5 protein-coding genes are annotated in these 12,292 nt (G+C 67.7%); 4 read left to right on the forward strand and 1 reads right to left on the reverse strand.

Translation table 11 applies throughout. The annotated features are described in order from the left end of the window. Positions 1–144 precede the first annotated feature (144 nt). The 4 genes from CKJ84_RS00635 to CKJ84_RS00650 all read left to right on the forward strand — a co-directional run bounded on the left by CKJ84_RS00635 (position 145) and on the right by CKJ84_RS00650 (position 11,312). Positions 145–6,510 (forward strand): DEAD/DEAH box helicase, encoded by a 6,366-nt coding sequence (locus tag CKJ84_RS00635; protein WP_095545609.1) that lies wholly within the window; start codon positions 145–147, stop codon positions 6,508–6,510. Between the two features lie 30 nt (positions 6,511–6,540). Beyond that, entirely contained in the window at positions 6,541–8,886 is a 2,346-nt protein-coding gene (locus tag CKJ84_RS00640) for a 3'-5' exonuclease (RefSeq protein ID WP_095545610.1), read from the forward strand. A 195-nt stretch (positions 8,887–9,081) separates the two neighbouring features. Further along, positions 9,082–10,278 carry a sodium/glutamate symporter gene (gene gltS / locus CKJ84_RS00645; RefSeq protein WP_095545611.1) on the forward strand — a complete coding sequence of 399 codons (1,197 nt, stop codon included), beginning with the start codon at positions 9,082–9,084 and terminating at the stop codon, positions 10,276–10,278. Between the two features lie 119 nt (positions 10,279–10,397). Continuing rightward, positions 10,398–11,312: a type II restriction endonuclease gene (locus tag CKJ84_RS00650; RefSeq protein ID WP_095545612.1), complete on the forward strand. Its 915-nt coding sequence runs from the start codon at positions 10,398–10,400 to the stop codon at positions 11,310–11,312. Here the strand turns inward: CKJ84_RS00650 and CKJ84_RS00655 are convergent. Then, on the reverse strand, positions 11,309–12,244 hold the full coding sequence (locus tag CKJ84_RS00655; RefSeq protein ID WP_095545613.1) for a Dam family site-specific DNA-(adenine-N6)-methyltransferase: 936 nt from the start codon (positions 12,242–12,244) through the stop codon (positions 11,309–11,311). The two genes, CKJ84_RS00650 and CKJ84_RS00655, sit on opposite strands and share 4 nt — an antisense overlap. Positions 12,245–12,292 lie beyond the last annotated feature (48 nt).

Raw genomic sequence — 12,292 nt, forward strand, 5'->3', positions numbered from 1 at the left:
GAGGTGCAAAGACTGCTGCTAGGATTTTACGTGTGAGCCTCGAGGCTACCGGGATCCTTATTGGGTCCGACTAGGTCCCTCGGGGCGCTTGCTTTACCTGGGATTCCCTGATGGATCGCGCTTCACCCCATACAGTAGGAAGACGTGTCTACTCTTCTTCCCGTCCACGCGTCCGCGCACGTCCTTGAGGGCGTCACTGAGTACCTCACCACGACGTTCTCGCTGGCCAACCCGGATACTGCGAAGGCGCTGAGGTCGTTTCTGGACGACACCGAGACCGGCATGTTCCGCGGCCCCTACGTGCGCACCCGCCTCCCCTATGCGCGCGCCACGCAGTGGGAGGGGCTGCTGGGGTGGCTCCCCGCCTGGTTTACTCCCTATCACCACCAGGCAGGAGCTTTTCAGCGCCTGCGCAGCCGCACCCGGGCGGGCGAGCGTCGCCCCGAGCCCACCCTGGTGATCACGGGCACCGGCTCCGGTAAGACGGAGGCCTTCCTCTACCCCATCCTCGCCCACGCGAAACGGATGCGGGAAAAGGGGCAGCGCGGCGTCAAAGCGCTGCTGCTCTACCCCATGAACGCGCTGGCCAACGACCAGGCCAGCCGCCTGGCCACCCTGCTCACCTCGGAGTCGGGGCTGGAGGGCGTGGACGCCGGCATCTACGTCGGCGACCAGAACACAAGCGTGACCAAGGTGACGGAGGACTCGCTGATCACGGACCGCGACACCCTGCGCAAGAACCCGCCGGACATCCTGCTCACCAACTACAAGATGCTCGACGAGCTGCTCCTGCGCCCCGCGGACCGCGACATCTGGCGGGCCAGCGCCACCTCCCTGCAGTACCTGGTGTTGGACGAGTTCCACACCTACGACGGCGCGCAGGGCACCGACGTCGCGCTCCTCCTGCGCCGCCTGGGCCTCATGCTGAAGTCGCACCAGCCGGACGGGTCCCTGGGCGAGTACGCGGACAACCCGCTGGGCCGGGTCACGCCGGTGGCCACGTCGGCCACGCTGGGCGGCGAGGGCGATACTGGCCGCATCCTGGAGTTCGCGCGCACCATCTTCGGCGAGCCCTTCCCCGCCGACGCGCTGATCGGGGAAACCGCGCTGACCTTCGACCAGTGGCAGGCGGAGATGGCGGGGACGTATGGGGGGAGTGAGGGGGCGTCGATAGGCGAAATGCCCAGCGTAGACGCCATCCGTGAGGTGCTGGGCGCGATCGTGGGGGACGCGACGGGGCGCGAGCACGCCGAGGTGGTGCTGGACGTGTTCCGCAGGCGCGTGTGGGGCTGCGGCGAGGCGCTCGAGGCGACGATCGCCGCCTACGCCCAGCACCCGCTGACCAGGGCGATCATCGAGGCGGCGGCGCAGGCGCGGCCCATGGTGGCGCGCGCGGGCGAGGCGACCGCCCTGCCGGAGGCGGTGCTGGGGCAGGCAGTGGTGCGCCAGCTCAGGGGCGACGAGGCCGCCGAGTTTGTCACGCACCTGCTCACGGCGGTGGCGCACCTGCGCGCGCTCGCGGGCGAGAAGTACGGCTTTGAGGGCAAGCGCCTGCCGGGTGTGGATACACATCTGTGGGTGCGCGAAGTCTCGCGCATCGACCGCGCCGTGACCCCCACCGCGGACGGCAAGGAGTTCCGCTGGTACGACGACGGCGTGGTCGGCGAGGGCGCCGACGTCACCGCCGAAGCCACGGACGAGCAGGCCCCCGCCGTGTGGCTGCCCGCCTGCTACTGCCGCGCCTGCGGGCGCGCCGGGTGGATGACCAGCCTGGAGCCGGGCACCGAGGCGCCGATCCTGGACCCGGCGGAGATCCGCACGCAGTCCATCGAGCACATCGAGCGCCAGCGCCCCCTGATCACCGCCATCAACGAGCTGCGCCAGGCCACCACCGACGGCGTGGACTTCACCGCCACGCGCGACCCCGAGGGCAAGCGCACCCCCATGTGGCTGCACACGGAGACCCGCGCGCTGTCCACCGCCGCCCCCAGCGACGAGGAGCTCTCGCGCGGCACCTCCGTGCCCGTGCTCACCTACTCGGGCCAAGACGCCGCCGACTACGCCAAGGACCAGGTCTGTCCGTCGTGCGGTGAGTCGGACACCATCCGCTTCATCGGTTCGCGCGTGGCCACGCTGCTGTCCGTGGGGCTGTCCAACCTCTTCGGCATGGGCGAGCTGGACCAGGACGAGAAGAAGACGCTCGTCTTCGCCGACTCCGTGCAGGACGCCGCCCACCGCGCAGGATTCGTCCAGTCCCGTTCCCATGCGTTCGCGCTGCGCACCTTCACCTACGCGGTCGTGGGCGATGAGACGGTGAGCCTCGCCGAGATGCCGCAGCGCATTATCGACGCCGCCGTGCACCACTCCCCCGACAACGACCCCGCCCGCGCACGCTACGAGCTTTTGCCCCCGGAGCTGGCCGACACGGTGAACTACCGCCCGTTCTGGGACATGAGCGTGGATGCCCAGGCGCGCCGCAGCGCCACCCGCGAGGCGAAGCACCGCCTCGCCTTCGACGCCGCCCTGGAGTTCGGCCAACGCGCCGACCTGGCCCGCTCGCTCACGCTCACCGGCGCGCTGAACGTCGGCGTGGACATCCCGGACGCCGTGCTCGCCTCTGCCGCCCGCGAGGCCGTATCTCACGCCGCCGAGCAGTCCACCATCAGCGGCGACGCCGACGTGCAGCTGCGCTGGGCGCGCGGCGTGGTGGAGCAGGTCCGCGAGCGCGGCGGCATCAACCACCCGTGGCTGAAGTCCTACCTGCGCGACGACGGCAACAGCTGGCACCTGCACAACCGGCTGGCCAAGTCCAAGGGCGTGCCGCCCTTCCCCCGCGGCGGCGCGCCCGAGTTCCCGCGCGTGGGCGAGTCGCTCAATGACAAGGACCGGGGCATTACTCCCCTGTCCAGCCCGCGCGGCCGCTACGCCCGCTGGACCTCCACCATGCTGGGCCTGTCCACGCACGACTCGGCGAGCGTGCTCCGCGACTTCTTCGCCGCCCTGGCCAGCCGCAACGCCATGACGTCGGTGCAGACCAAGACCGGCGGGACCATCTACGCGCTCGAGCCGGAGCAGGTGGTGGTGTCCAGCGAGGCCGAGCCGAAACTACTGAGGTGCGGGATCTGCCACGCGCAGATGGGCGTCGATAAGCATGCGCGAACATTGATGAATGGGCAGGCGTGCGCGACCCCCGGCTGCTCCGGGGCCTACCAGGAGGTGCCCGTGGAGCCGAACTACTACTGGCGCCTCTACACCTCCGCCCAGCCGCGCACCGTGGTGGCGAAGGAGCACACGAGCCTGGTCCCACCCGAGGAGCGCTTAGCGCTGGAGCGCGCCTTCCGCGGCGGCGAGGCCCCGACGGCGGACGCCCCGAACGTGCTGGTGGCGACCCCCACGCTGGAGATGGGTATTGACATCGGCGATCTGTCCACCGTCATGCTCGCCTCCCTGCCCACCACCGTGGCCAACTACGTGCAGCGCGTGGGCCGCGCCGGGCGCCTGACCGGCAACTCGCTCGTCCTTGCGTTCGTGCGCGGCCGCGGGTCCACACTGCCCAAGCTCAACGAGCCGCTCGGCGTCATCTCCGGCGCCGTCGCCCCGCCGGCCGCCTTCCTCTCCGCCACCGAGATCCTGCACCGCCAGGTCGCCGCCTACCTCATCGACTCGACCGACCTCCCGGCCCTCGGCGTGAAAACCACCGACGCCCAGTCGGTCTTTGGGCGCAAGGGCGTCCCGCTTATCGACGCCCTGCACCACATCATCGCCGCCGGAGTCGGCCCCCGCGTCGACGAGTTCCTGGACTCGCTCGCCCGTGAGGAGCTGGACGCGGAGCTGCTTTCGCGCGTGCGCGCCTGGGCCACCGGGCAGGGCCCCGACTCCTTCGCCGGCGCGCTCACCGCCGCCCGCGAGCAGTGGGACGCCGAAGTGCAGCAGCTGAAGCAACGCGAGCGCGACCTCAACAAGATCGACGACGAGCTGAAAAAGCGCGACGCCGGCGCCGCGAACCTGGACGCCGAGTTCATCGACGAGGACCTCGAGCGCGAGAAGCGCAGCGTCAAGGCCGCGCTCAAGCGCACCAAGCGCGACCTGTACAAACTAGCCTTCGGCGAGCGCTGGATCTCCGCCCTGGAGCGCTACGGCCTGCTGCCCAACTTCACGCTTATCGACGACTCCGTCGAACTCGCCGTGGCCATCTCCTACCTCAACCCCACCACCATGGAGTTCATGCCGGAAAGCTTCGAGGTGGAACGCGGCGTCTCCTCCGCCCTGCAGGAGCTCGCGCCGGGCGCCACCTTCTACGCCCGCGGCATCGCCGCCACCATCGACTCGGTGGAGATGGGCTTTGACGGCCAGAACATCGAGCAGTGGCGGCTGTGCCCGGAGTGCTCCTACGGCGAGCGCGTCGCCTCCGGCGGCGCGACCCCGGGGGCTGGTCCGTGCCCGCGCTGCGGCGCCGCCGCCTTTGCGGACAAGGGCCAGCTCATGGACGTGATCCAGATGCGCAAGGTGGCCGCCGAGGTGGACCGCAGCAACGCCACCATCGACGCCTCCGCCGAGGAGCGCCGCACCACCTTCTTCCACACCGCCATGTCCTTCGCCGTGCCCGAGCACGCCCCCGACGGCGGGCACTGGTACTTAAGCGGCGGCTTCGGCGCCGAGTACCTGCCGCAGGCGGACCTGAGCTGGTTCAACCTGGGCAAGGGCCAGGCGCAGCCGCGCATGCTCGCCGGGCGCGAGGTGGACGCTCCCCTGTTCACGCTGTGCCGGATCTGCGGCCACGTGGACTCCGCCCGCGGCGAGAACAGCAAGTGGGACCACCGCCCCTGGTGCCCGCAGCGCAAGGAGCGCGACGAGGACACGGTCACCACCGCGCTCGGCCGCTCGCTGCGCACCCAGGGCGTGCTGCTGCACATCCCGCGCACGCTCACCGCCGGCGACAAGGCCACCGTGCCCAGCCTCACCGCGGCGCTTCGCCTGGGTTTCAAGGAGGTGCTCGGCGGCGACCCGGAGCACCTCAAGGTGGACACGGTGACGGTGCCCAACCCGGCGGGCGGCGGCGTGATCGAGGCGCTGCTCCTGCACGACAGCGTGCCGGGCGGCACCGGCTACCTCTCCCAGTTCGCCTCCCCGGAGCAGGTCCGCGGCCTGTTCGAGCAGGCGTACCGGCGCGTGGCGGCGTGCGAGTGCCACAGCGACGAGCGCCTCGCCTGCGCGCACTGCCTGCTCCCCTACACCGAGTTCCGCCACAAGGACGTGACCTCGCGCGGCGCTGCCGAGCGCGCCATCCGCGCCATCCTGCGCAACGAGGCCCACCCGGCCGACGGCGCGGACGCGCTCGCGGTGCCGTGGGAGCCGCAGACCACCCCGCCCGCGCCCGACGAGGGTTCCACCCTGGAGTTGCGCTTCCGCGAGGTGCTGCGCGCCGCGCTCGAGGCGCGAAACGTCACAGTGACGGATCGCCCGAACGCCGGGCGCATGGAGCTGGAGATCACGTTCCCCGGCACCAGCGGCGAGCAGTGGGTGATGAAGGAGCAGGTGAATAAAGGGCACACGGTCCCCGACTTCCTGTTCACCCACCGGCGCCGCGGCGACATCCGCCCCGTCGCCGTGTACACGGACGGCTACGCCTACCACGCCAGCCAGGCGCACTTCCGCTTCCCGCAGGACATGATCAAGCGCGCCACCCTGCACTTCGAGGACGACACGATCCCGTGGAGCCTCACCGACGCCGACCTGGACAGATTCGAGCGCGAGGGCGCCGACGCCGTCGCCCCCTGGTGGGTCACCGCGGAGCTGCGCCGGACGATCTCGGGCCTGCCCAAGCTGGACAGCGACGCCGTCGACTTCCTCCTCGCCTCCCCCATGGAGCAGCTGCTGCGCTACCTCAAGGCGCCGCGCACCGCCACCTTCCCCGCGCTGGGACGCGGGCTGGCCGAGCTGGTGCTGGGCGCGCCGGGCAGGCAGCAGAGCGTGGTCGATTCCATGGTCCGCGTTGCCCTGCCGAGCGGGGCGTGCCTGGACCTGCGCCCGCTTTCGCCAACCGAGTTCGTGCCCGAGCGCCTGTTCATGGACACCTCCGCGGGCGTTCTGGAGGCCGACGCGTGGAACGAGTACCTGCGCATGGCCAACGTGCTCTGGCTTGCGGGTCAGGGTGTGCGTGTGGAGACGAGTGCGGGGGGCGTCGAGAAGCGAACCCTGCCCGCGGAGCCCGCGCCGCAGGTCGCTGGGGCCTGGGCCGTGGCGATCGAGGAATTCGAAGACGAGGAGGCCGTGGTGGCAGCGCTGCGCACGCTTGCCGCGCAGCACGCGACGCCGGCGAGCGAGATCGGCGAGGAGCTGGGCAGCCTGCCCACCGCGCTGATCTGGCGCGAGGCGAAGGTGGCGCTGCTGCTGGAGGCGGACCCGTCGTACGCGGAGGCCGAGGCGGACCTCGTGCGCGGCGGGTGGACCATTGTGCATCCGGAGGGGCTGACCCCGGACGCGATTCCGCAGGCACTGCTGGGCAACTAGCATCGGACCAGGACATGAAGGAGTAACAGCATGGTGACCTTCTCGCTGTACGGCGGGTTGAAGCTGGACGGCAGTTTGATGAAGCCCACGATGGACTTCCTGCAGACGCTCGCCGCGGACCCGACGAACCCGTCGCTGAACATCAAGACCATTAAGAACTCGGTGGACAAGCGCGTGCGCACCGGGCGCATCAATGACCAGTTCCGCGCCGTGCTCTTTGAGCTTCGCGACGGCGACGTGCACCACTTCGTCCTCGTCCACGTCGACTCGCACGACGAGGGCATCGAGTCCGCGCGCCGCTTCGACCCGGCCCGGCTGGAGCTGCGCGCCAACGCGGTCAACGGCATCACGGAGCTGATCGAGCGGACGGCGCCGGATGGTGCGGACGATTCGGGCGCCCACGAGCCGGAGGTGTCGGACTCGCAGCGTAAGGCCGAGGAGGCGGCTCGCGAGGCCGAGGAGCTGGCCAAGGCGCAGGCGGCTGTCACGCCGGTGGAGCTGAAGCCGGAGGAGGTGCCGCCGCGCACCGAGCTGGAGAAGCGCGGGTACACGCCGGCGCTGCTGCACGACGAGCTCGGCGTGGACGAGACGATCGCGGAGATGCTCTTCGTGCTCACCCGCGAATCCCAGCTGGTGGCGCTCATGCAGGGCCGCCCGAAGTGGGAGACGGAGGCCGTGGAGGGGCTCGTCGCCGGCTACACGATTGACGACGTCAAGGAGATGCTCAACCTCACCACCGACGCTGCGGGCAAGGCCGCTGACCAGCCGGGTTCCGAGGACGCGCGCATCCTCGCCGGCCTCAAACAGGACGCCGCCCAGCTGGAGTTCGCCTACGTGGACGACGTGGACACCGACTCGCTGCGCGCAGTCATCGAGTCCGGCAGCTTCGACCAGTGGCGCGTGTACATCCACCCGGAGCAGCGCCGCATCGTCGAGGGCGACCACAAGGGCTCGGCCCGCGTCTTCGGCGGCGCCGGCACCGGCAAGACGGTCGTGGCCGTCCACCGCGCGAATCACCTGCTCAAGCGGGGGCATCCCCGCGTGCTGCTCACCACCTTCACGGACGGTTTGGCGGGCGGCCTGCGCCAGCAAATGGCCGCGCTCAACCCCAACTATCCCGCCGCGGAGCCCGGCGAGCCCGGCCTGTGCGTCACCAACATTGACAAGCTGGTCCGCCACGTGATCTCCAATGCGGCGCCCGCCGACGTCGAGGAGGCCACCCGCCGCGTCCTCGGCACCGGCACCCCGCGCGTGCGCCCGTACAGCAACGACGAGGCCGCCCGCGTCTGGGGAGGGCTCTTGCTTATCGACGCCACCGTCGCCGATTCCCTCCCCGCCGGCACCACCAACGAGACCTTCCTCCAGCGCGAGTACGAGGGCGTTGTGCTGGCCAACTCCATCACCACCAAGGCGGAGTACCTCAAGGTGGCCCGTACCGGCCGCGGCACGCCGTTGAGTAGAGCTCAACGAAAGGTGGTGTGGACGCTCCTGCAGTCCGCGATGCAGACCCAGGCGGTGGACGGCAAGCTGTTCTGGCCCACCATGTCCGCCGTGGGTGCCGAGCTCCTGCGCATCCAACGCGACCGCTCGGACCGCGCCCTGTTCGACCACGTCGTGGTTGACGAGGCCCAGGACTTCAACGCCGGCCACTGGCGCTTCCTCCGCGCCTGCGTGGACCCGGGCCCCAACGACATCTTCCTCGCCGAGGACTCCCACCAGCGCATCTACGGCCAGCCCCTGGTGCTCAGCCGCTTCGGCATCTCCACGCGCGGCAAGGCGTCGCGCAAGCTCACGCTGAACTACCGTACCACCAAGGAAAACCTGGACTACGCCGTGCGCATCCTCAGCGCGGCGGGGGAGTTCACCGACTCCGCGGGAGAGACCGATGACACCCACGGCTACCGATCCGCCCGCTCCGGCCCGAACCCCCAGCTCCTGCGCTGCGCCACACCGGACGAGGAGTTCGACGCAGCGGCTGCCTACATCAACTACTGGCTGGACGCCGACGAGGTCCACGAGCCCCGCATCGGCGTGATGTGCCGCACCCGCGGGCAGCTGAGCCGCATTGTCAGCGGGCTGGCCGACCACGGCATCGACGCCGTGCAGACCAAGGACGCGGCGCACGCGTCGGGGGAGCAGGTGGCCGTGATGACCATGCACGGCGCCAAGGGTATGGAGTTCACGCACGTCATCCTGATGAGCGTGGGCCGCGACATCCTCCCGCAGCCCTTCCGCCTCGCCGGGCTGTCCGACGACGACCGCGCCGCCGCTTTGCAGCAGGAGCGCTCCCTGCTCTACGTCGCCGCCTCGCGCGCCCGCGACGCGCTGGTGATCACGACGGTGGGCGAGCAGTCGGAGCTGCTGCCGGAGGTGTAGGGGTTTCTCTTAGGCAAGGTCCTGCGGGAACGGAAAATGAGTTACGCGGGGCCTTTGGTCTTTCGGTTTATGGAGCGTCGCTTAGTTGAACCTATTTCTCCTTTTGTGAAGGTGATAACACCCGCCCGAAGTGCGAGCTACCTCACGGTGGTGATTAAAGTAATCGTGTTCACAAATAATGAGAGAGGGTGACATATGCAAATTGAGATAGGCCTGATTGGCTCGGCAGCAATCACACTGCTTTTGCTGTTGTTTGGCGCTTGGGCAGCGAGAAGCTGGAAGGTATTCAGCATGTTTGCCATTCCGGGTCCCGTGGTTGGGGGTTTTCTCTTTGCCCTTGTGGTGCTTGGGCTGCGGGAGTGGGGATCGGTTGAGCTCACGGTTGACACCACGCTGCAGTCGCCCGCAATGTTGGCGTTCTTCACCACGATTGGTCTGGGAGCATCGCTCAGCCTGATTAAGACTGGCGGGCGTTTTCTCATGGTGTACCTGCTGGCGTGTTGGTCGGTAGCGATTCTCCAGAATCTCGTTGGAATTGGCCTTGCCAAGGTCTTGGGGCTCAACGAGCTGCTGGGCATTATGGCAGGAGCGGTTTCACTCGAAGGTGGCCACGGCGCCGCTGCGGCGTTCGGTCCAACGGCAGAAGAGCTTGGCGCGCAAGGTGCTACCGCTGTCGCTATTGCGGCAGCAACATTTGGATTGATCGCGGGATCGCTCATTGGCGGCCCCTTGGCAACCTGGTTAATCAAGCGAAACAACCTCGCGGTGGAGACCCACGATATCGGCAACGTCGAAGAGCGCGGAGTAGATAACGACTCAGACATCAGCGAAGGGTCCGTCACCGCGACTGCGGCCGTGATCGGCGTAGTGGTCGTGATCGGTGTCTACCTGGGCGAGCTCTTCGGTGAATGGACCGGGTACTCGCTGCCGGGATACGTCGGTGCCATGCTCATTGCGATTGTCTTGCGCAACCTGAATGACGCGCTTGGTTGGGCGAAGATTCACGGGAAAACCCTCAAGCTGATTTCTGACGTCTCCTTAGGCTACTTCCTCACCCAAGCCATGATGAGTCTCAAGATTTGGGACCTCTACGATCTCGCACTGCCGCTCCTGGTCATCTTGCTTGTACAGGTTGCTGTACTTGCTGCTTTGGTCGTGTTTGTCGTTTTTCGGGTTCTGGGCAGAAACTACGATGCCGCAGTCATTTGCGGAGGCATGATGGGGCACGGCCTTGGCGGCACTCCGAACGCGGTTGCCAACATGGATGCGGTTGGCCGCAAGCACGGATTGCAGTCAAAGGTAGCAATGGTGGTTGTCCCACTTTCGGGTGCCGTGCTGATTGACATTGTTGCGCTGCCATGGATCGTCTTCTGCCTCAACTGGGTAGCGTAACCACCGGGGATGGGGGGATTCGCTTTGGCTCCATTGATAGGGAGAGGCGCGGGTTCCCGCCCAATACGCCGGGCGCGGTGGCGTCGATAAGCGAGACCGCCCTGGTTTAGGGTAGGGGAATGCGGATTGAAGAGGGGCCGGTGGCGTCGGCAAGCGAAGTGGAGCGGGAGGCGCTGCTGCCTCGGCACGAGGACGCGGTGGTGCGCACGATGCTGGGGCTGCTGCCCAAGGATGCGGCGGACTGGCAGCTGGTGGGGATCGTGAACAAGGACGGGGACGTGTTCACGTTTGGGAATGACTCGAAGATCGTGGGGCGGGCGTTTGAGGTGGTGGCAACGGCGTACGTGAAGCAGCTTGCCGATGCGCTGGGGTACACCTTCCGCGAAAGCGAGGTGCAGACCCAGTACCCGGATTTCGTGCTGGAGAAGCCGAACGGGCGGCTCATTGCCATTGACATCAAGTCCACGTACCGCAGCGTGAGCAAGCGCGGGGCGACGCGCGCGTTCAGCTTCACCCTGGGCAGTTTCACCAGCTACCTGCGCAACGGGACGAAGAACATCTACCGCACGTACGACGACTACGACGCGCACTACGTGCTGGCGTTCCTGTATTCGCGGACCAACCGCTTCGAGACGACCCGCGTTCCCGTCACCGACATCGACCGCATCCGCCCCGCTTACGAGGACGTCGAGGTGGCGTTCATGGAGAAGTACCGCTTGGCCGGGGACAAGACCGGCAGCGGCAACACCGACAATCTGGCCACGTTCAAGGCGACGTCGATGGAGCCGTTCCAATACGGCGCCGGCCCGTTCGCCCTGCTCGGCCACGACGTGTTCGAGCACTACTGGCGCAACCACCCCAGAAACGCCGACTCCGCCGAGGTCAAACGTGCGAAGTTCAAGAACCTGCCCGCGTACTTCGACTGGCTGGAACGCCAGGACAGCGCCCCGTTCGACCCCGCGCAGCTGCGCGCGTCCTACGCGCAGTACAAGGACTTCGTGGCCGATCGCGGCTGGGCGATTCGGCTGAACTAAAACAGCGTTGCCAGGCTTGCTTCGGCGCTTGCCTTGGCGCTTGTCGACGCCACTTCATCCCCCGGCACCGCGTGCCCGGGCGAAATGACCAACGCCTCCGTCATCGCCTTGCGGTTCTGCACCGACGCGCCGACGTGGTAGAAGTGCTCGGTGGTGCGCAGCTCGCCCTCCCAGGCGCGCAAATGCATGTTCTCGCGGTGGATGTTGGAGTGCCACATGCTCAGCGCGTACCCGGCGGGGGAGTCCTGCACCTGGCGGGCCAGCTGGTCGGCGAGGTCCTGGCTCCACGTGCAGAAGTACTCGTCATGCCTATCGATGTACGGCGGATCCAAGTACAAAAAGTCCTGCTCCGTGAGCTGGCCGATGATGTCGGTGAAGTCGGCGTGGCGGAACTCCCACTCGGGGCGCTGGGCGAGGAGCGTTTCCACCCAGTGGACCTGGTTCACGATCTTGGTAATCAGCGCAGGCTGGAAGCGCTGCGGCTTCCGGCAGAAGGGGACGTTGTACCTGCCCTTGGCGTTGAACCGCATCATGCCGTTGAAGTTGCTGCGCTGCAGGAAGAGGAAGTCGAAGGGGCTGCCGGTCTCGTTGAAACGGTCGCGGACCTCGTAGTAGTAGGAGTGCTTGTCCGCCGGAGTTGCGGCCAGCTTCGGCGCTTCCTGCTCCAGGTAGTCGCGGACCCTCCAGGCGGTGAGCTCCCCGGATTGGATGCTGCGGTAGAAGTTGACCAGGTGCGGATTGATGTCCACAAACACCGCGCGCTGGGGTGCGAGGTTGAACCCCACGACGCCCGAACCCATAAACGGTTCGTAATAGGTTCCCGATCCGTCCCACCGAACGTTCGCCGCGATGAAGGGGACAAGTTTGGTCTTGATCCCTTGGATCTTCAGCGGCGGCACGTTCACGTGACCTATCTGCTGTGGCAGGAGCATGGTGGGACCTTTCGGGCGAGTGGCGGTTGTGTGGTGAGTGTAGCAACC

It is taken from the genome of Corynebacterium sp. NML 120412, assembly GCF_002285155.1.
Classification (GTDB): Bacteria; Actinomycetota; Actinomycetes; order Mycobacteriales; family Mycobacteriaceae; genus Corynebacterium; species Corynebacterium gottingense.

Coding starts and splice junctions, on each gene's coding strand:
- CKJ84_RS00655 (WP_095545613.1), bottom strand. CDS start 12,244: ATGCTCCTGCCACAGCAGATAGGTCACGTGAACGTGCCGCCGCTGAAG.
- gltS (WP_095545611.1), top strand. CDS start 9,082: ATGCAAATTGAGATAGGCCTGATTGGCTCGGCAGCAATCACACTGCTT.
- CKJ84_RS00650 (WP_095545612.1), top strand. CDS start 10,398: ATGCGGATTGAAGAGGGGCCGGTGGCGTCGGCAAGCGAAGTGGAGCGG.
- CKJ84_RS00640 (WP_095545610.1), top strand. CDS start 6,541: ATGGTGACCTTCTCGCTGTACGGCGGGTTGAAGCTGGACGGCAGTTTG.